Origin of the sequence: Rosenbergiella nectarea (assembly GCF_900111105.1) — a bacterium.
GTDB lineage: Bacteria > Pseudomonadota > Gammaproteobacteria > Enterobacterales > Enterobacteriaceae > Rosenbergiella > Rosenbergiella nectarea.
Genome location: NZ_FOGC01000002.1, coordinates 242,708 through 261,767, shown reverse-complemented (window position 1 = coordinate 261,767; position 19,060 = coordinate 242,708). Strand labels below are relative to the sequence as shown.

The 19,060-nt window shown below is 40.8% G+C and carries 21 protein-coding genes, 1 tRNA gene and 1 riboswitch; all 22 genes read right to left on the bottom strand.

All coding sequences use genetic code 11. The features are described from left to right. Window positions 1-13: 13 nt before the first annotated feature. The 22 genes from BMX14_RS04110 to prfC all read right to left on the bottom strand — a co-directional run bounded on the left by BMX14_RS04110 (window position 14) and on the right by prfC (window position 18,987). Entirely contained in the window at window positions 14-736 is a 723-nt protein-coding gene (locus tag BMX14_RS04110) for a glycosyltransferase family protein (RefSeq protein ID WP_092673188.1), read from the bottom strand. Then, on the bottom strand, window positions 721-1,368 hold the full coding sequence (locus tag BMX14_RS04105; protein ID WP_092673185.1) for an HAD family hydrolase: 648 nt from the start codon (window positions 1,366-1,368) through the stop codon (window positions 721-723). The genes BMX14_RS04110 and BMX14_RS04105 overlap by 16 nt, the downstream gene beginning before the upstream one ends. Next, complete coding sequence (locus BMX14_RS04100; protein WP_092673183.1) at window positions 1,358-1,996, bottom strand: PI-PLC domain-containing protein; 639 nt, start codon at window positions 1,994-1,996, stop codon at window positions 1,358-1,360. The genes BMX14_RS04105 and BMX14_RS04100 overlap by 11 nt, the downstream gene beginning before the upstream one ends. A gap of 20 nt (window positions 1,997-2,016) precedes the next feature. After that, window positions 2,017-3,027, bottom strand: a complete 1,011-nt coding sequence (locus tag BMX14_RS04095; protein ID WP_092673180.1) for a WavE lipopolysaccharide synthesis family protein — start codon at window positions 3,025-3,027, stop codon at window positions 2,017-2,019. Between the two features lie 6 nt (window positions 3,028-3,033). After that, complete coding sequence (locus BMX14_RS16770; RefSeq protein WP_092673177.1) at window positions 3,034-3,522, bottom strand: hypothetical protein; 489 nt, start codon at window positions 3,520-3,522, stop codon at window positions 3,034-3,036. A gap of 3 nt (window positions 3,523-3,525) precedes the next feature. Beyond that, on the bottom strand, window positions 3,526-5,265 hold the full coding sequence (locus BMX14_RS04085) for a hypothetical protein (protein ID WP_092673174.1): 1,740 nt from the start codon (window positions 5,263-5,265) through the stop codon (window positions 3,526-3,528). A gap of 7 nt (window positions 5,266-5,272) precedes the next feature. Beyond that, a complete protein-coding gene (locus BMX14_RS04080) occupies window positions 5,273-6,028 on the bottom strand; it encodes a glycosyltransferase family 2 protein (protein WP_092673171.1) in 756 nt (251 codons plus the stop codon). A 2-nt stretch (window positions 6,029-6,030) separates the two neighbouring features. Continuing rightward, entirely contained in the window at window positions 6,031-6,357 is a 327-nt protein-coding gene (locus BMX14_RS04075) for a cupin domain-containing protein (protein WP_092673168.1), read from the bottom strand. 474 nt (window positions 6,358-6,831) lie between these two features. Further along, window positions 6,832-7,158: a biofilm development regulator YmgB/AriR family protein gene (locus tag BMX14_RS04070; protein ID WP_092673165.1), complete on the bottom strand. Its 327-nt coding sequence runs from the start codon at window positions 7,156-7,158 to the stop codon at window positions 6,832-6,834. Window positions 7,159-7,434: 276 nt separating this feature from the next. Continuing rightward, window positions 7,435-7,680: a biofilm development regulator YmgB/AriR family protein gene (locus BMX14_RS04060; protein WP_092673159.1), complete on the bottom strand. Its 246-nt coding sequence runs from the start codon at window positions 7,678-7,680 to the stop codon at window positions 7,435-7,437. Between the two features lie 176 nt (window positions 7,681-7,856). Further along, window positions 7,857-8,156: a hypothetical protein gene (locus tag BMX14_RS04055; RefSeq protein WP_092673156.1), complete on the bottom strand. Its 300-nt coding sequence runs from the start codon at window positions 8,154-8,156 to the stop codon at window positions 7,857-7,859. Window positions 8,157-8,559: 403 nt separating this feature from the next. After that, on the bottom strand, window positions 8,560-9,426 hold the full coding sequence (locus BMX14_RS04050) for a BadF/BadG/BcrA/BcrD ATPase family protein (protein WP_092673153.1): 867 nt from the start codon (window positions 9,424-9,426) through the stop codon (window positions 8,560-8,562). A gap of 72 nt (window positions 9,427-9,498) precedes the next feature. Beyond that, the gene (crcB, locus tag BMX14_RS04045; RefSeq protein ID WP_092673150.1) at window positions 9,499-9,876 is read right to left on the bottom strand and encodes a fluoride efflux transporter CrcB; all 378 of its coding nucleotides are present in this window, start codon (window positions 9,874-9,876) and stop codon (window positions 9,499-9,501) included. Window positions 9,877-10,069: 193 nt separating this feature from the next. Further along, a riboswitch (Fluoride riboswitch) is annotated at window positions 10,070-10,141 on the bottom strand. A 162-nt stretch (window positions 10,142-10,303) separates the two neighbouring features. After that, a tRNA-Phe gene (locus BMX14_RS04040) sits at window positions 10,304-10,379 on the bottom strand. Window positions 10,380-10,478: 99 nt separating this feature from the next. Beyond that, the gene (mrdA, locus tag BMX14_RS04035; protein ID WP_092673147.1) at window positions 10,479-12,461 is read right to left on the bottom strand and encodes a penicillin-binding protein 2; all 1,983 of its coding nucleotides are present in this window, start codon (window positions 12,459-12,461) and stop codon (window positions 10,479-10,481) included. A 169-nt stretch (window positions 12,462-12,630) separates the two neighbouring features. Beyond that, window positions 12,631-13,344, bottom strand: coding sequence for a purine-nucleoside phosphorylase (deoD, locus tag BMX14_RS04030; RefSeq protein ID WP_092673144.1), 714 nt, complete (start codon window positions 13,342-13,344; stop codon window positions 12,631-12,633). 53 nt (window positions 13,345-13,397) lie between these two features. Beyond that, window positions 13,398-14,618 carry a phosphopentomutase gene (gene deoB, locus BMX14_RS04025; protein WP_092673141.1) on the bottom strand — a complete coding sequence of 407 codons (1,221 nt, stop codon included), beginning with the start codon at window positions 14,616-14,618 and terminating at the stop codon, window positions 13,398-13,400. 76 nt (window positions 14,619-14,694) lie between these two features. Continuing rightward, window positions 14,695-15,474, bottom strand: a complete 780-nt coding sequence (gene deoC, locus BMX14_RS04020; protein WP_092673138.1) for a deoxyribose-phosphate aldolase — start codon at window positions 15,472-15,474, stop codon at window positions 14,695-14,697. Between the two features lie 95 nt (window positions 15,475-15,569). Next, a complete protein-coding gene (locus tag BMX14_RS04015) occupies window positions 15,570-16,361 on the bottom strand; it encodes a TatD family hydrolase (RefSeq protein ID WP_092673135.1) in 792 nt (263 codons plus the stop codon). A 54-nt stretch (window positions 16,362-16,415) separates the two neighbouring features. After that, on the bottom strand, window positions 16,416-16,577 hold the full coding sequence (locus tag BMX14_RS04010) for a DUF1328 domain-containing protein (protein WP_092673132.1): 162 nt from the start codon (window positions 16,575-16,577) through the stop codon (window positions 16,416-16,418). 70 nt (window positions 16,578-16,647) lie between these two features. Continuing rightward, on the bottom strand, window positions 16,648-17,229 hold the full coding sequence (locus tag BMX14_RS04005; protein ID WP_092673130.1) for a BON domain-containing protein: 582 nt from the start codon (window positions 17,227-17,229) through the stop codon (window positions 16,648-16,650). A gap of 168 nt (window positions 17,230-17,397) precedes the next feature. Further along, on the bottom strand, window positions 17,398-18,987 hold the full coding sequence (gene prfC / locus BMX14_RS04000; protein WP_092673127.1) for a peptide chain release factor 3: 1,590 nt from the start codon (window positions 18,985-18,987) through the stop codon (window positions 17,398-17,400). Window positions 18,988-19,060 lie beyond the last annotated feature (73 nt).

The following is a 19,060-nucleotide window of genomic DNA, read 5'->3' as shown; positions in this document are numbered from 1 at the left end:
CTAATAAAATTAATTACTGATTAAATCTATTAATAGAATTGAAATCATAAAAATTGAAGTATTTCTGAGTTTCTATTTTAGTTGATGATACTTTTACTCCTTCCAGTAAGGCTTCGTTAATACAAGCCGATAAATAAAATATATTATTTGTAGATCTGGATTTAAAAATTGCTGATGTTGCTAGTCTGAAAAACAGGCTCGCTTTCTTGAAATAGAAGAAGCTCGTTAAGGCCTCATTACTCACTGCTTTTTTTTCTACAACCTCAATTATAGAATTAAAGCTATCTCTTTTAATATAAGACCACTTAGGATGGACCGATGAAAAACTCATCAAACCTACATCTGTATTGTTTTCCCTAAAAAGGCTAACTATTTCTTGGCAGTTAACATCCAAAAACTGATCAGCTGAGGAAATAATTATTTCGTCCTCATCATTCCAATACTCCGCTGCTAATAAACAAGTACAAAGTGCACCGGCTGTTGTATCATTCACATTAATAATCTTAGCGTTTTCACTCGCTACTCTCTGAATGATGTTGTCTATTTCATACAATTTATTGGCAAAACTTGGCCTAACATAAATATTATCAAAACTCTCTTTGAAATTTTTGAGATAAGATTGTGAATACTCAAAGATAGTTTTTCCTCTCACCTCATTCAATATTTTAGGAAAAAAAGCACTAGAGTTTTTATGATAAAGTTCTTCGCCAACCATTGGGATTATGATCTTAAGCATTGTGTCCCTTCCAATGAAGATATCTTATTCATTATGTTTATATAATTAACTTCCTCAATATTGCCGATAGCAAGAACGTGTGCACCACTCGCTTTAGCAGCTTTGATTCCATTCTCATTATCCTCAACAATTAAGCATTCTGGAGGTGACAATCCTAGTTTATCAATAGCTTTTATATATATATCTGGTGAAGGCTTACTTTTCACGACATCTTGGTTAGAGAGATAAAAATCAAAGTAATCGATGATGTTTGCTTTAGAAAGCATAACTTCAATCGTTTTTCTAATAGAATTAGAGGCGACAGCTAATTTATAACCATCGAGAGCAAGACGCGATAGCAAGTATTCATGCTGAAATTGAGGATGACAACTTGTTTCAACAATCTCTAATGTATACTTCTGTTTGAGTTGATCTATAAAATTAAATAATTTTAAAGGGAGATCTTTTTCCTTATGTAGTGTCATGAGCTTCTCTTTAGTCGGTAAACCATCGAATCTGCGAAGATGTTGTTCATACTCGATCTGCATACCGAATAATTTTAAAGCTCGATTTAGCGCGTGGTAATGCCATTCTTTGGCATCAATCAACACGCCGTCCATATCGAAAATAACAGCTTTAATTTTATTTTTCATAAAAATACTCAACCACTTTTTCAATTTTATCAGTACAAAGCAATAATTGGTCGGAGCTATAGTATTCTGATGGAAGAGCCTTGATCTCTTTCCACATCTCACTTTCATCTCTTCGATGAAGCTCCGGTGATACAATACAAACCTTCTTACCTAACTCTAGATATTTCGCGACATTTTCGTTGTCTAACGAATTTGCGTGGAAGCTATCTAACCAGATACCTTTTGCATAAAAAAAAAGTTCATTATCAGCTTCATATTCGCTACGTCTCATAAATACGTTCATATCTTTTTCTAAATAATGAAGCGTATCCGGTATTGACATATCAAAACAAAAATAGTTATCTATCTTATAAAATTTCAAAAATTCATTAATATCCTTAGCTAAACCATCCGCCTTTATATTTAATGCTAAGGGCAATCTATGATCATAACTAATGAATAAATTTAAGAATTTCTCAAAACTAATAGACTCTTTTGATGGGATGTCATGGCTTATGACAAGTTCGCCACAATAATCCCTAATGTCCGTCTCGGTACCAAAACCTTGAGAGAATGACCTTTTGAAAGCAGCTATCGAATTTTTTTCTGAAGGATTAAGCCAATATCCTCGATGCGATATTGATATCATTCATGTAACTCCATTTACGTTTACTCCCTACTTTTCAAATCCATTATAATCCTCCTGATTTTCGCCCATCTTAACGGAAGATAAAAACTAAAATAAACTAGCTTATGAATTAACACCTTGGATTTATAATATTTATTATATATTTCATTTTTTTTAATTTTATTATTATAAAATAGCTTATTAAGCTCCAACCAATCAGTAAATTGATAAATCGATCCCTCACCCTTACTTCTATATTTATCAATATACTTAGGCCATACAAACCCAAGTTGATCACAACTAAAAGGTATAAAATTATTGATGTAGTACTTTTCTGACAATAGTGTTATTTCTTTTGATCTAGTTTTGTTACCGCGATAATTAAAGTTAGGTATTTTACTTTTTATATAATTAACCCAGAGATGTTGCTCCGGTACGAAGTGCATCAAAGAGAATATAGCACCATTAAAAATCACCTCAAATATACTTTCATCTAAAATTGGTGCATCAAAAAATTGTAGAACATCTTCTCTTCTCCCCAGTAACATAATATCGCCTGGATGAAAATCAAAGGGTCGGTAAGAGCGGCTATGCCTAGCAAAAAGATTACAGTTTATTACTCTTTCGGTAAACAAAGAACAGGCTTTTTCTCTATTATAGCGCTTATTGATCACCTCTCTATTCAAGAAAAGACTCTTCAAGTTATGATTTATAAAGTAACTATCCGTTCTTAATTTAACGACATAATCTCGGCTAGTAGCATCAATTCCCTTTTTGGAAGAAATGAGCATTCTATTGATATTAGATACCCACTTATATTTTTCATCTCGATATATTAATGCTCCAGGATCTTCACTAAAGATCACCTTCACATCGAAATTTTTCAATTGTGAGGTAAGATATTTTTCCTTTTCAACATCTACAGACCAAGTAGATAGGATAATCTCTGATAGCGGATAAAGAGTCCTCACTCTTTTAATATTTTTTAACACTTCTCTGCATTCGTTATCAAAAAAAACTTTACCTTGGAAGACAAAAGATAACTGATACATAATTAACTACTTCTTTTTTATTAATGACTGTAGAGAACCACTAATATTAATAATAAAATTAGTAATGGTGAAGCCTATAAACCTCATTGATAAGCATTTAATGATTGAAAGATATTCACCATATCTTTGGTTCTTTTCATAGTGTGTATTTAAGTTGAAAAAATTAGTTAACTCATTTTTATAATCATGATTCTTATCGGACACCATAAATATCGATATCTGATAATTTTTTCTGTTAAGGATCATCATTTTTATTAATGTAATCAGATGTTCTCTATAGATATCGTATGTCTTATCGTTGTGTACCTTAACAAAAATAGCATGATGAGTTTGAGTAAGATCGAGATCAAAGTTCTTTATATCCTCTAAGTAAAAACCTATTTTAGTAACAACATATTTCTCATTATCATTTATTTCTAAATATTTATCATACGCGCCGCCATTACACCACAGTCCATACTCTTCTTCGGTAATACCCTGAATTTTCAATATCATAATTTATGCTTTCCAAAGTGTAGTATCTTTTAAACATTGATATACCTTTTTCAAACTCTGAGGAAAATATACCCCCGGGATGAAATATTTCAAATTTACGGCCGAAATTAAATTACCAAAAGTACTCCAGAAACATTTTTCAATAAACCAGTCATCATTTTTCTTATAAAAGGGTGAGGTTGAAAAAGAGTGGAATAGTTGATTATTTAATATAAAGCTCATCACTAAGATTTTTTTCTTTGCTTTTGGACTGGCTGAAGAAAACATAATTCTTATAATATCTTCGTATTCATTTGGCGCCATCGATTCACATAAGATGTAGTACGAGAAATCAGCCATAAACGAATCAATTAAATCAAGTTTAACCGTGATATCACCTATTACTTTCTTGATAATAAGGTATCGAGTAAGACCGGACATTGTAGAACATGACACTTGTAAAAGCGTCTGTTTGCTTGCACCATATTTTCTCGCAAAGGTATAGATACGCTGTCTTGCCTCTTCCTTAGAAATTCGAAAAAGTGGCTTGCGTCTGATGAAAGGAAGGTGTTCTAACATACAGCGTGACATCGTTACCTTCCCCCTGACATTGTTTGTGGCCACATAGCCATAGTAGTGAATTACGGAACGAGAATTCATGCTTTGAGTAATCGCATGTGGATTTACCCGACAAGGTACGCCATAGCTACTCATCCTTATTCCATATTCGATATCTTCATAATCATCCCAAAACAATCGCTCATTCTGTGGATATTTCATCCATAAATTTTTTTTAGTTAGGTATAAGCTACCCGTTAAGTAGTCGTGACCAAATCGAGAGCGAGCAGGATGCTGATAGCAATAAAAGAATTTGCTAATAAGCTTAGTGTCTTTCTTTTCAACGTTATTGATGTCGATCTCTTGCGTTAAATCTTGTGCTATCGTATTAAAGTCGGAGTATTTCCTAGGTAATAAGTTATATTTATCTTGGAAATAGAATGATTGAAATCCAGTGATCGGATAATCGTCACCAAAAGCTAAAACAGCACTGTAAAAATTAATTGGTAATAATACGCGGTCGTGCAATATACAGATATTAGCGAAATGAGCATTTTCAACTAAAATATTTTTCTTTTTAGTCAAATGGTTTATTTTCCCATCGCTGCCATCATCAATAACTTTAACATCCTGAAAGTATTTAAAATCAGGATGTGGCTTGCCACATAAGATAATTTCTTTCTTAGGAACCTCTATTTCTCGTATTCTCTCTACACAACGGTTTAAGAAGATGGGATCGCCACTGCCTACTGGTATACAAAAACTCCAACAATCAAGGCCCTTATCTTGTTCAATCAGTAACGGCGCTATTTTTTTATATTTATAAATTTTACTGTTGATAGTTTCTACCAGCTCGAAACTTTCCCGATAGTAATCTTTATCTAAGAATTGCTCTACTTCAAGTTCTTCTTCAATAAATAAATAACAGCCTACCCTTAATTGATGTGAGACATCCCAAAGTATTTGGGCATAAAAAGGAGACTCACATTGGATGTTGTGGAGAAAAACATTTCCACTTTCAATTTTTTTTAATCTTTCAACACCATTTATGATAATACTTTTTGTAGGATTCACAGACTGAATTTTCGAGAATGTTACGATAGTTAAATCATCAATATTTAAAGATTTATAATATTCCTCATCCAGGATTCTAAATGTCTTTTTTAGAGCCAACCTTTTGTCGTTCTTACAATGTATTATGTTCATGGTATATTCAAAAGTTAGTAGCTTTAATTAGCAGATCATTTTTCATGAAACACTCAAGGTCTTTAGGCACGCCCAAACCATACATACCCTTGAATTCTTCACCTATGTTATAGTGACCGATTACTGCTGAATTTTCTTTAATCAGATAATTGTAGACAGGAGCAACGTAATACTCGCCCATAGAACGATTATCTTCCTTTATCATTCTTCTCGCTGCGGAGCAGAAATCCTTACCTCTTTTAAAGTTATAGATACCGACTGATGCTTCATTGGAAATAACTTCTTTTTCTCTAACCTCTACTACCCTGTTGCTTTCATCTAGCCGTAAGAATGACCACTTTTCATCGTTCGCTGTCATAGTCATTATCATCCCATCAACATTCTCACCATCGGCTGTGCCTAAGTAATCGTTAATATCTACATCGATCCATTGGTCACAATTTGCTATCATCAACCCAGCCTCATCGCTGATGTATTCTTCAGCTTTCAACACAGTTTCTGCTGCTCCGCCTGTTTTTTTATCAACTGAAAGAATAATACAATCGCTACTGGATCTTCTAAGCACCTGCTCCAATTCGGTATCATTCAAATGTTGTGATTGACAAATAAATATAAACCTATGATCTCGATTTGGCTTGATGTTATTAATTACCAATTCAATCATTCTTTTGTTATTTAATTTAATCATTGGTTTGGGATCGGAATAACCGGCCACTTTGAACCGACTTCCCTCGCCAGCCATGGGGATTACAATATTTAGCATAGTTATTTTTCACTTATGTATTTATCGTTTTTAACACTCGGGTATTTTACAACAACAGTTGTCACCTTTGATAATGCATAAAAATCAGTCTCGTCACCAGGTAAAAGAGTAATAATATCTCCTTTTCTGAAGATGGTATCATTCATTTTAGCTTCGCCCTCTATTATTACAGTGAGTTCTGTAGCAATTTTATGCGTATGGCTTTCTTCATAATCGCCGCAATCATAATATTTGACGGCTATCTCTATATCAGATGTTGAATAAATCGAAGGTATAAAATCTCCCACAAACCAACCTTTATACATCGCTTCCAAATTATTTATTTTCATTTAACCAACCCATTAAATTACTTTATTAATTATTCATCATAACTATCATTTTGAATTATAGTTATAAAGTAAAAATTTATTATATGAGCCTAATAATATTTTCTACAAAACTTATATTTAACTGGTTCTTTGCTTTGCACGACATAGTATATCGATTTTCAAACGCTGTAAAATGCATTTAGTAAAACATGCCTAATTGCAAAAGTGGAATAACGATATTTTACTCTAGATATTTTATCTTGCACTATTCAAATATAATTTTTTAATAATACTGAAAAAAATAAAAGATCGCTATTTCAAAAATAGCGATATTTAAAGTTTATTTGAACAATGAAATTTAAAAACTTACTTTTTACAATGGAGTTTTACATGATCAAGCATAACTAATCATTAGGTAAGTAATAGATAATCAAATAGTTCAAGGGGGATGTGCTGCTGAGGGAGGTAGATTGGAATATTATGGATTGATGATATTTATACAATATCGTCTGGTGTGATACCAACAATGATTTCAAGCGCATTGCGTAGAATAAGCGTTTTATCAAAATCATAAGACAACTCAAGTTGTCTAACTAAACTGATAATGATTGCCTTATTGCTAATTACACCCGTCTCCACTAATAATTTTTTAACAGTTCTTCCTAGAATTCTTTTCTCTTTTTCAAAACGATTGTCAATATTTATAATAAAATCTACCGCCAAGGTTGGACGACTCATCAAACGGTAATCAGCACAGTCTGTGAGCGTGTTTAAGGGCTTAGGAGGTGTTTCTCCTAAAAAAAGATCAATGTTTAGTGTCATAGCGGTGTAAGTTGTTGCCGCTTTCGAAGAGCGAACTTTGATTACGAAGAAATTGACTACGTGCTTGGTAGTTTTTAGAGATACTTTGTTTAACCTCTACTATAGATTGTAAACAAGCCTCTTTCCTTTCCTGATTTGCAGAGACTTTAGCCATATCCGTTAACTGGCTAAGTAATGTTGAAGTCGTTATCGCACCACCCGACTTCAACAAAGTGATTACGGCTTCTCCTATGATGTCATCCATACATTTTCGAGTAAAGCCGCTCTCGTTGACCATTAGTTCAATTCTCTTTCAAGTACCATTAGCATCAAATCTTGATAGCGTTTGATCTGGTCATCATTTTCGGCAAGCTCTATACAGTTCATGAGCTTTGCACAAATGCTTTTACGATTAAGACTTTTGCCTGATTCGAGTAGCTCAACGATAAGCATACCCATCAGTTGATCATCAGATAAGTTTTCAATCATTGAAAAAGAGTTATTTTGCTTGGCAAGAAAAGATTCGTTGCTCTGCTGACGCATTTCTAGCTCCTTGTCTATTCATAGGACCCTAACTATTACCTACAAAATAAACAATTTGGCTGCAATTGTACAGATAAGATTAATTAAATTGGTGTATTAAGTGATTCTTTACAAAAGAAGAGACATTTGAAGGATAAAAGGGCCTGCAATGACTTTGCAAGCCCTAATGGTGACGGTTAATCATCATCGCGAGAAACCACCAATCGTAAATCTGCCGGTGATCTCAGTGATACAGAGTCCAGTTTATCCAACCACCCTGCTCGCTCCGGTGTTAAGCATCCTAAGCCTAAATAACCGAGTAGCCAGCGTCTTACCTCGTGCATTAGTAGCAAACGGACCTCATCAGTTTCATTTTCGGCCATCGACTTCAGTTCACTAACTAAATTGTCCGTGGTGACTTCTTCCCTGTTGAAGATAAGGCGGATGGTGACTTCACCAATCAATTCATTACGCTTTACTTCATCAGAAATATACAAATAAACCTCCTTACATTGGAGTATAACTAAACAACTCACTACGCGTTAAGTATAGTCCAATACTGTACGAATTCTAGAACTGTGGCTTATTGCTGAAGTGTAGTATGCCACCAGTCACGCATTTCTCGCTATTATTCTGTCAAGTATAGGAGTTTATAAGTCCGAATGTAAAGACACTCACAATAACTTAATGATAACTCAGTCAATTTAAGGAAATTACACTTAAATTTTTCCCATAATTTTTCAATTTTTTTATATCGGCGAATTACTCAAGTGAGACACAGCTAGACTAAATCATTGATTTAAAAGGGGCTATAATCTATATCTTGGTACTGTTTTTAGGGTCAATTGAGTGAAATTCAACCTTGCTTTTTATTTTCGAAACCACTAATTGAGATCATTCCTAGCCCCACCATCGCTTACCAAGCAAAATTGCCCCGTCTAAAGCATCCCCTTTGGGTTCGATTAACCGCTCGCGTATCTCATCAGATAGCCAAGGAGTAATAGGCGCAGCAATACCTCCGAATAGCGCGATATCGCTTCGCGAAGTATGAATCAAGGCCTGGATCATTGTTTCTGCTTCTGCCGCACACTGTTTAACTAAGCATAATGCGTTGCAATCATCTCGCTTTGCATAATCGAAAATGACCTTCGCGTAGTGAGCCCAATCTCTGGGCTGCGCTTTTTGGGTCCACAGTAGCATCTGCTCTGGGCTATCCTGAAAGCTGCTCATGATGTGATTCATACATGGACTATTTTCGATAATACCTTCATGCGCCAAAAGTACCCTGCGAAGTGCTTTTTGCCCCAAGCTAGCCCCTGATGCAAGGTCCGATAACATAAATCCCCAGCCCCCCATAAGCTTAAAGCGCTGGCCGTCCCATATTGCCCCTTGGCTTCCCGTTCCGCAGATGAATATTGCCCCCGCCTCTCCTTGATGTGCTCCAAAACACGCTGTCTCGACATCTGAAACAATTTTATGTTGTAAGTTGGGTATACACCATTCTGTGAGCCGCTGTATCACACTCGGTACATTTGCCCCTGCCAGACCGGCTACCAAGACGCTATTACCATACTCATCCACTGTCAAATTTGCGAGGGTATAAAGCTCTGTGATAACCTTTTCGATTTCACTTAATGCTGATTCATAGTGACTATAAACGTTTCCGGTACCGCCGCTACATTCAGCGAGGAGATTACCTTGATTATCCACTAAACGTCCGCGACAATGTGTGCCGCCGCCATCAATCCCTATTCTGTACTTTGTCATCGTACCTTTCCCTCTACATATCCTTTAACGAAAAAACATCCATTATTTAAGTCCATTTCAATTTGTAGAATATTAACTCATGGCTGTTACCACTAAAAATCCTAATGCCGTCATCAACAATGAACCCAATACATGTACCAGTATTGACCCTATTGCCCACAGATAGTTTCCAACTTGTAACTGAGAAAAAACTTCCACAGAAAATGTGGAGAACGTCGTCATGCCGCCACATAGCCCAGTCGTGATGAGCACTTTCCAGTAAGGATCAAGTTGTGGTTGACGAAGAAAATATGCCGTTGCCCCACCAATAATAAACCCGCCTAGTAGATTAACCACTAAGGTTCCTGGTGGTAAATTAGGAAATAAGCTGTTTAATCTTAGTGTTAATAACCAACGAATAATGCAGCCTAATGAGCCACCGACAATAACGGCTAATAGTGATTTGAACATCTTATACTCCAACTCGAAAACGTGAATGCGGTGTGTTAGCGACGCAGGAAGGGGCTATTTCTACATTTAACAATAGCTGGCACACCATGCTGAATTGAGTTTTGAAAGAGGATATAAACCAAGTAGAGGGGGACAACTGCACTGTTTTTTTCATTATTTACCCTGACATATAAGCCACTAGTTTGAATAAAGTTATATATCAGGTGTCATCATCCAAAGGAATCTTGGCAGTTGGGAAAGGTGGAACACCATCACCTTGCTACAGAGCATACTGGATAGGATAATCCTCTGCAAGCTGGAGGGTATGACCTTATTTTACGCGAAATCATTAATCCTCTGCTGACTGCGAGGGGGGAGTGGATGAACTAGATGATGGTCTACGGCTAGACACGACAAAGCCCCGCATTTCTGCGAGGCTTTTGAATAGTGGTGCCCGAACTCGGAATCGAACCAAGGACACGGGGATTTTCAATCCCCTGCTCTACCGACTGAGCTATTCGGGCAACGGGGCGCATTAAACCTTATTCACGCTGTCTCGTCAACACTCTTTCTTAAAATTAAATCCGTTTGCTCAACTTTACGACAACTTGTTGGGTTTGCCCTCATCTTGGCTGGGCTATCGCTGGTTTCGGCGTTGCAGTGGTGACCGGCTCGGTAGGCGTCGCCAAAATTGCGCCCGGATGCGCGCTTTCTACCGGGAGCATCGCGGGGACGCCTTGACCAGGAGTTAAACTCGCGTCCGAGTCATGTGGCAACATGATATGATCCAGTATTTTGCGCATTACCGGCGCCGCGACAACGCCATCACTTCCGCCATTTTCCAAGATCAAGGTCACGGCGACTTTAGGATCATCGAACGGGGCAAATGCCGTATAAAAAATATGGTCACGTAATCGCACGGGGATCATTTTGGCATTATAGACTTGGTTTTGACGCAAGCTAAAGACCTGAGAGGTTCCACTTTTTGCCGCAATACCATATGGAGCGGTATGGAAGTATTTGTAACCTGTCCCGTTCGGGGCATTCGCCATACCGAACATCGCCCGTCGCACAAGTCCCCAGTAAGGAGAATCGGCCGCCCCCACTTGAGTGAATTGTTCCGGGGCCTTGTAAGGCTCGACTTGATTACCCAATTGTTGTTTTTGCAGTAAGTGAGGGAGCATCACTTTACCGTTATTCAATAGCGTGACTAGAGCCTTCTCCATTTGGATCGGTGTGGCAATCCAATACCCTTGTCCGATACCGACCGAGATAGTATCACCTTGGTACCACGCTTTTTTACGTGCTTGTAGTTTCCATTCGCGGCTCGGGAGTAGACCGCGATACTCTTCATTGAGGTCAATACCGGATAACTTGCCGTAACCAAATTGGCTCAACATATGGTGTATTCGATCGATACCCATCATGTAGGCGACTTGATAGAAGAAGGTATCTGCTGACTCCTCAATTGCCCGCGTGACATTCAACATTCCATGACCGGTTTTTTTCCAGTCACGGTAGCGGCGGTCGGTACCGGGCAGCGTCCACGTCGGCGCACCAAAGAAACTGGTCTGTGGCGTGATGACATTATTTAACAGCGCAGACATTGCCATATAGGGTTTTACCGTTGAGGCTGGAGGATAAAGCCCCTGGGTTACACGGTTAATTAGCGGCAAGTCTTTATCTTGCAAGAGTTGTTTGTAAGACTGGTAGCTTATCCCTTTAACAAATGGGTTTGGATCATAACTGGGGCTTGAGACCATCGCTAAAACGGAGCCATCGTGCGGGTCTTCTACTAATACCGCTGCACGCTGCCCGACTAACTGACTTTCAACATATTGTTGTAGATGTAAATCCAGGGTTAGCCAGATATTCTTTCCCGCTGTCGGCGGAACTTCATTCAACACACGGATTATGCGACCGTGGTTATCCACCTCAACCTCTTGATAACCGGTTTTACCGTGTAATGCTGATTCATAATATCCTTCAATGCCCTGCTTACCGATATTATGGTCGGCGGCGTAGTTTTCTCCAACGCCCTCTGCATTCAGTCGTTGAGCATCGCGGTCGTTGATTTTCGACACATAACCCACGACATGCGCCAGTGAGGCACCATAAGGGTAAAATCGATCTTGGAACGAGTTAATACTCACCCCGGGGAAACGGTATTCATTGACAGAAAAGCGAGCAATCTCCTCCTCACTCAACTCTTCTTTTACGACAATCGGCTTGTAGCGACTTGTCGATTTAAGGCGCTTTTTGAAATCTGCAACATCTTCCGCCGTAAGATCAATAATGGGCGCGAGTTGATCCAACGTGTCCTGCATATTGCTGATGTTGTAAGGCGTTAACTGAAGATCGTACTGCGTGACGTTCTGAACCAGTGGGATACCGTTGCGGTCATAAATCATCCCGCGCGTGGGCGCAATGGGGATCATTTTGATATCGTTGGCATTAGAGCGTGTTTGGTAATAAGCGTGTTGCTGAATCTGTAAATGCCAGAGATTGATACCAAGAATGGTAAAGCAAAGGCAGACAAAGCCTAACGCTACCAGCGCTCGACGGGTAAATAATTTTTTTTCAGTTTCAAAATTACGCAGATTCATCGACAACTACTATTGGAGGGCCACAAAATTTCAACGCCTATAATAATGGGATTCAACCTCAGCGCCAGTAACATTCGCTTCGGAGACTAAATAAAGTGTGTCATTTGATAACAAATAAGAGCGCCAGAAGCGCTCTTATGTCTAACGATGATAGGGGTTTGCTAGAGAATTAGTCACCCAGTAACACGGATTCCAGAGCAATCTTAATCATATCGTTGAAGGTGGTTTGACGCTCTTCAGCAGTAGTTTGCTCATGGGTACGGATATGGTCTGAAACCGTGCAAATTGCCAACGCTTTCGCACCAAATTCCGCCGCAACCCCATAGATACCGGCCGCTTCCATTTCCACCCCTAAAATGCCATATTTTTCCATCACGTCAAACATTTCAGGCTGAGGAGAGTAAAACAGATCCGCAGAGAAGATATTCCCCACTTTTGCCTCTATGCCCAAGGCCTTGGCCGCTGTTACGGCATTGTTGACCATATCGAAATCGGCTATGGCCGCAAAGTCGTGATCTTTAAAGCGCATACGGTTCACTTTTGAGTCCGTACTGGCTCCAAGACCAATCACAACATCACGCAGTTTAATCTGTGGTAATACCGCACCGCAGGAGCCGACGCGAATAATTTTCTTCACACCAAACTCGGTGATCAGCTCTTTCGTATAGATTGAACAAGATGGGATACCCATTCCATGTCCCATCACTGAAATTTTGCGTCCTTTATAGGTGCCGGTAAAACCCAGCATGCCGCGAACATTGTTTACTTCTACCGCATTTTCAAGGAAGTTTTCTGCGATAAACTTCGCACGTAACGGGTCGCCTGGCATCAATACGACGTCAGCGAAATCACCCATTTCTGCATTAATATGTGGAGTAGCCATCTTTATCTCTTCCTTTCACGTTATCGGTGGGCTTATAAGCCAGCCGATCAATATTAAAATAATGCTTTACCGTATTGCATCAGTTCTAGCTCAAAAAATTTCGCTAAGGTTTGCCCGATATCGGCAAAGGTCTCACGCTGACCTAAGGATCCGGGTTCCACACCTGGACCATAGGTCAACACTGGGATATGTTCACGGGTATGGTCCGTCCCTGACCAAGTTGGATCACAACCGTGATCCGCCGTAAGGATTAGGATATCCCCCTCCTTCACTTGAGCCATCAGCTCCGGTAGACGACGGTCGAATAACTCTAAGCCCCCGGCATAACCTGGCACATCTCGACGGTGACCCCAACTGGAATCGAAGTCGACAAAGTTGGTAAAGACTATGCTGTTATCGGGTGCCAGTTGCATCTCTTTGATTGTTGCATCAAATAAAGCGTCTAATCCCGTAGCTTTCACTTTCTTAGTAATACCTTGTTCGGCATAAATATCTGCGATTTTACCTACGGAAACCACCTCACCCCCAGCCTGTTTAAGCTTGGCAAGAACCGTAGGTGAAGGTGGCTCCACCGCTAAGTCGTGGCGATTACCGGTACGCTCGAAATGCCCTGCTTTATCGCCGATAAAGGGACGCGCAATGACCCGCCCGATGTTGTAGCCACCATCGGTTAACAATTTACGAGCGATTTCGCATAATTGATACAAGCGCTCTAGGCCGAACGTCTCTTCGTGGCAGGCAATCTGGAATACAGAGTCTGCCGAGGTATAAAAGATCGGTTTACCTGAGCGCATATGTTCTTCACCTAGCGCATCTAAAATCACGGTGCCGGATGAATGACAGTTGCCCAAATAGCCCGGTAATTCCGCCTCTTCCACCAACTGCTTTAACAGCGTTTCTGGAAAGGAGTTCTGTTTTTCAGGGAAGTAGCCCCAATCGAACAGCACCGGCACACCAGCGATTTCCCAGTGCCCGGAAGGGGTATCTTTGCCTGAGGAGAGTTCTTGCGCACTCGCGTAAGCGCCTATTACCTCAGCATCGCCATCCATTCCCGCCGCGATTTTCCCTGTTGAAATCTCTGCGGCCTTTACCAATCCAAGCGAGGTTAAGTTAGGCAAGGTCAGGGGCCCTTTTCGACCCTGATCGGCTAATCCTTGTAAACAGGCTTCAGCAATATGGCCAAAGGTATCTGACCCTTTATCACCAAATTTTTCCGCATCTTGGCTGGCACCAATTCCGAATGAATCGAGAACCATTACAAAGGCACGTTTCATACTCATCTCCTTAATAAGGCCAGTGAGATAAAAAATTATCGATCAGAACAGTATGCACCGATTATCGGTTTGAGTCTCAATATTTCGCTTGCAGGTCTTGTTCACCTTCACCGCAGGTCGCCAGTAAACTACTTAACAGGCCTGATGCGCCAAAACGAAAGTGTCGCTTATCTGCCCAATCCGGGCCTAACACCTCGGCGGCTAGCGCCAAATAAGCTGCGGCCTCTTCGGTGGTGCGTACCCCGCCTGCCGCTTTAAATCCTACGCTATCCGCTTTATTTTTATCGCGGATCACTTCAAGCATAATGCGCGCAGCGTCAAGCGTGGCGTTAACCGGCACTTTACCCGTTGATGTCTTAATAAAGTCGGCACCGGCATCGATTGCAATTTCGCTGGCTTGGCGAATGAGTTCGTCTTGCTTTAACTCACCGCTTTCAATAATGACTTTCAGTAATACGCCACTCAATGCGCAAACAGCTTTACACTCGCTGACTAAGGCGAACCCGATATCCGCATCACCTGCTTGCAGCGCGCGCCAAGGGAAAACAACATCTACCTCATCAGCACCGCTCGCAATCGCCGCACGGGTTTCAGCTACCGCAACGGTGATATCGGCATTACCATGTGGAAAATTGGTGACAGTCGCGATTTTAATGTCAGGAGTTTCTTGCAACTGTAACGTCTGTCGCGCCGTCGCAATAAATTGTGGGTAGATACATACTGCAGCGGTATTCCCCATGGTGCTTTTGGCCTGCTGACACAGAGCTATCACTTTTTGCTCGGTATCATCGTCATTTAGCGTGGTTAAATCCATCAGCCCTAAAGCAAATTTAGCGGTCTGGGTTAAATCAGTCATTATCCGTTACTCAATCTTAATGTTTTGGCAATTATACCAAACTGTTAATAATTTAGTGTGAGCTATTAGCAAGATGTATCATCTCACCTTAATAATTAGGATAATACCGCCGATAATTTGGGGAACAAACACAAACTATTTTGCCAGACACAATCTCGAATCTTCTCGACCGATTCGCCTCTCAATTCCGCCAGTATTTGGCAGACCGTGACGACTCGTTCAGGTCGATTGACTTCGCCTTGATAACCGTTGAGCGGCATATCCGGTGCGTCGGTCTCGAGCACCAACTGCTCTAGCGGAACTCTCGCCAATGCCTCTCGCGTTTTATTCGCACGTGGGTAGCTAATACTACCCCCCACCCCAAGATAAAACCCCAAGTCGATAAAACGTTTTGCTTGTTGGTAGCTTCCTGTGAAGCCATGGATTACGCCAGCGGCGGGAAGCGCAGCGTCCTTGAGTACTTTCGATAATGGATCATGGCTTTTACGGGAGTGGAGAATAACAGGAAGGCTGTACTCTTTAGCTAATCGCAGTTGTACCGATAAGATTTCCCATTGCCGTGGCGCTAATGCCGCCAGTTCGGCGGTATAAAAATCTACACCGATTTCACCTATTGCGACTATGTCGTCATGGTTATCCAATAAGTGCCTCAACCGGTCTAAATCTTCGTCGTGGTGCTGGGCTGTCCACAAAGGATGCAGACCTAGCGCGGGAAAGATTTCGGGCGTTGAACGAGCAAGACTTAGGATAGAATTAAAATCATCAGCCTGTGTCGCAGGCGTGACGATAGCCTGTAGCTGCGCTTGACGAATGGCGCCAAGGCTTCGCGTGAGGTGTTGCGCAAAGATTGGGAAATTAAAATGGCAATGCGTGTCAATATAAGGCATAGGTAATAGAAGAGTATGCCAGCATCCTTGCTAGCGAAATTCATGGTACGGGCACTATAACTTCTTACGTCCTGTAAAGAGGCTGACTAGGAATAAGATAATACCCACTACGAAAACAATTTTCGCGGCCCATGCAGCGGTACCGGCTAAAGAACCAAAACCGAGTGCGGCAGCAATCAATGCGACAACTAGAAAGATAATTCCCCAACGAAACATAAGCTACTCCTTAATAACGTTTATCTGCTCAACAGCACATGATGGATATAATTACTCAGCCTTAGACAGATCAGCGTTCAACCTTCAGCTCGTTTTTTACTTTATGGACACCTGAAATTGCGTTAACCAGCGTTTCTGCTTGCTGCTTTTCAGAGTGGGTAGGCACAGCGCCAGTAAGAAAAACTTCACCGTGTCTCGTCGCCACATGAAGATGACGAGTCGTGATCTGTTTATCTGCAAAAAGGCGCATTATGGCTTCACTCGTTGTCGCAACATCGCTGGCGTAAACTTTGACTGAACTCTCTTTTGAGCGACGTACGCGCAATTGGTTGTCCAACGTTTCGACACCAGGTATTTTCTGAACCAGTAACCGGAGATGATCTTTATCTTCCATAGTCGACACAAAACCACTGACCGTTACCTTTCCTTGTTCAGTATTCACGGATAAAGAAGCGACTTGAATCTCTTTATCGTCTAAAATAGCGGCTTTGACTTTAGCCGTTACCGCGGTATCACTAAAATAATGGCCAACGTGATTAACAGATTGGCTCACTAATGAATGATTCTGTTCTGCGGTAACTCCTACACTGACCAGAGTGCTAAATCCCAACATCGTTAGCACGACTGTTTTAAGCGTTAATTTCACTTTCATAACATTTTTTTCTCAGGGGCGACTCTTTAGCCGTTCGCTGAAAAAGTATTATTTTTTCCTTTAATCGTTATTGTAATAAGAATAGTAGAGTTTAGATTTTTTGTACGGTTTTAAGATTTAACTGACTGGTGAGATAAAAAACCCACCTTGATGGTGGGTTGATGACGGTTAGTGTTCGCGGGTTTTACGGAAAATAACGTCTGGGTAACGTTCTTGGGTAATATTAAGATTTACCATGGTCGGCGCGATGTAGGTAAGGTTATCCCCTCCATCCAAGGCAAGATTGACTTCATTTTTCCGCTGGAATTCGTCGAATTTTTTAACGTCATTACCTTCCACCCAGCGTGCGGTCGACACGTTAATCGATTCGTAAATCGCTTCAACGTTATATTCTGATTTTAGTCGTGCCACGACCACATCAAACTGCAGGACCCCAACCGCACCGACGATTAGATCATTGTTACTGATCGGACGGAAAACCTGTACCGCACCTTCTTCAGATAACTGGACCAGCCCTTTAAGCAATTGTTTTTGCTTTAAGGGATCGCGTAGACGAATACGGCGGAATAATTCCGGGGCAAAGTTAGGAATGCCCGTGAACTTCATTTTCTCGCCTTGCGTAAACGAGTCACCAATCTGAATCGTGCCGTGGTTGTGCAAACCAATGATATCGCCGGGCCACGCCTCTTCAACGTGAGCGCGATCGCCTGCCATAAAGGTTAACGCGTCAGAGATCACGACATCTTTCCCCGTGCGAACTTGGTACATTTTCATGCCTTTCTCGTACTTGCCAGAGACGATACGCATAAAGGCAACACGGTCACGGTGTTTAGGATCCATATTCGCTTGGATTTTAAATACAAAACCAGAGAACTTCTCTTCTTCCGCAATAACTTGTCGTTGGTCTGTAGAACGTGGCATTGGAGAAGGTGCCCAGTCGACTAAACCATCTAGCATATGATCAACGCCAAAGTTACCCAGTGCGGTACCAAAAAATACCGGGCTAAGTTTACCCTTTAAAAACAATTCACGATCAAATTCGTGGGATGCTCCCTGAACCAGCTCCAGCTCATCCCGTAACTGACCTGCCAGTTCTTCACCAATCGCTGCATCGACCTCTGGGTTATTCAACCCTTTAATTTTACGGACTTCTTGAATCGTATGACCTTTACCTGATTGATACAAAATGACTTCGTCATCATAGAGATGGTAAACGCCTTTAAACAGCTTTCCACAACCAATTGGCCAAGTAATCGGTGCACAAGCGATTTTTAATTCGCTTTCAACTTCATCGAGCACTTCCATTGGATCACGGATATCACGGTCCAATTTGTTCATAAAGGTGAGAATTGGCGTATCGCGTAAACGAGTCACTTCCATCAATTTACGGGTACGATCCTCTACCCCTTTTGCCGCGTCGATAACCATTAAGCAGCAGTCGACCGCCGTCAAGGTTCGGTAAGTATCTTCCGAGAAGTCTTCGTGGCCTGGGGTATCGAGAAGATTGACAAGTTTGTCATGGTAAGGAAACTGCATCACAGAGGTCGTAATAGAAATCCCTCTCTGTTTTTCCATTTCCATCCAGTCAGATTTCGCGTGTTGATTTGAACCGCGTCCTTTAACTGTTCCTGCAGTCTGAATAGCTTGCCCAAATAGCAGGACTTTTTCAGTAATAGTGGTTTTACCTGCATCAGGGTGTGAAATGATAGCGAAAGTGCGCCGAAGGGCGACTTCTTGCAGAAGGCGTTCTGTAGACATGCTTTTAACTTTAATTCCTGATGTTCGCGAGTACTTGAGCACTCATTAGAGACAATTGCCGTTAGTTTACACG

What these genes read in the sequence shown, in the direction of transcription:
- BMX14_RS04110 (WP_092673188.1), bottom strand. Translation starts at nt 736, where the DNA reads ATGCTTAAGATCATAATCCCAATGGTTGGCGAAGAACTTTATCATAAA.
- BMX14_RS04105 (WP_092673185.1), bottom strand. Translation starts at nt 1,368, where the DNA reads ATGAAAAATAAAATTAAAGCTGTTATTTTCGATATGGACGGCGTGTTG.
- BMX14_RS04100 (WP_092673183.1), bottom strand. Translation starts at nt 1,996, where the DNA reads ATGATATCAATATCGCATCGAGGATATTGGCTTAATCCTTCAGAAAAA.
- BMX14_RS04095 (WP_092673180.1), bottom strand. Translation starts at nt 3,027, where the DNA reads ATGTATCAGTTATCTTTTGTCTTCCAAGGTAAAGTTTTTTTTGATAAC.
- BMX14_RS16770 (WP_092673177.1), bottom strand. Translation starts at nt 3,522, where the DNA reads ATGATATTGAAAATTCAGGGTATTACCGAAGAAGAGTATGGACTGTGG.
- BMX14_RS04085 (WP_092673174.1), bottom strand. Translation starts at nt 5,265, where the DNA reads ATGAACATAATACATTGTAAGAACGACAAAAGGTTGGCTCTAAAAAAG.
- BMX14_RS04080 (WP_092673171.1), bottom strand. Translation starts at nt 6,028, where the DNA reads ATGCTAAATATTGTAATCCCCATGGCTGGCGAGGGAAGTCGGTTCAAA.
- BMX14_RS04075 (WP_092673168.1), bottom strand. Translation starts at nt 6,357, where the DNA reads ATGAAAATAAATAATTTGGAAGCGATGTATAAAGGTTGGTTTGTGGGA.
- BMX14_RS04070 (WP_092673165.1), bottom strand. Translation starts at nt 7,158, where the DNA reads ATGACACTAAACATTGATCTTTTTTTAGGAGAAACACCTCCTAAGCCC.
- BMX14_RS04060 (WP_092673159.1), bottom strand. Translation starts at nt 7,680, where the DNA reads ATGCGTCAGCAGAGCAACGAATCTTTTCTTGCCAAGCAAAATAACTCT.
- BMX14_RS04050 (WP_092673153.1), bottom strand. Translation starts at nt 9,426, where the DNA reads ATGACAAAGTACAGAATAGGGATTGATGGCGGCGGCACACATTGTCGC.
- crcB (WP_092673150.1), bottom strand. Translation starts at nt 9,876, where the DNA reads ATGTTCAAATCACTATTAGCCGTTATTGTCGGTGGCTCATTAGGCTGC.
- mrdA (WP_092673147.1), bottom strand. Translation starts at nt 12,461, where the DNA reads ATGAATCTGCGTAATTTTGAAACTGAAAAAAAATTATTTACCCGTCGA.
- deoD (WP_092673144.1), bottom strand. Translation starts at nt 13,344, where the DNA reads ATGGCTACTCCACATATTAATGCAGAAATGGGTGATTTCGCTGACGTC.
- deoB (WP_092673141.1), bottom strand. Translation starts at nt 14,618, where the DNA reads ATGAAACGTGCCTTTGTAATGGTTCTCGATTCATTCGGAATTGGTGCC.
- deoC (WP_092673138.1), bottom strand. Translation starts at nt 15,474, where the DNA reads ATGACTGATTTAACCCAGACCGCTAAATTTGCTTTAGGGCTGATGGAT.
- BMX14_RS04015 (WP_092673135.1), bottom strand. Translation starts at nt 16,361, where the DNA reads ATGCCTTATATTGACACGCATTGCCATTTTAATTTCCCAATCTTTGCG.
- BMX14_RS04010 (WP_092673132.1), bottom strand. Translation starts at nt 16,577, where the DNA reads ATGTTTCGTTGGGGAATTATCTTTCTAGTTGTCGCATTGATTGCTGCC.
- BMX14_RS04005 (WP_092673130.1), bottom strand. Translation starts at nt 17,229, where the DNA reads ATGAAAGTGAAATTAACGCTTAAAACAGTCGTGCTAACGATGTTGGGA.
- prfC (WP_092673127.1), bottom strand. Translation starts at nt 18,987, where the DNA reads ATGTCTACAGAACGCCTTCTGCAAGAAGTCGCCCTTCGGCGCACTTTC.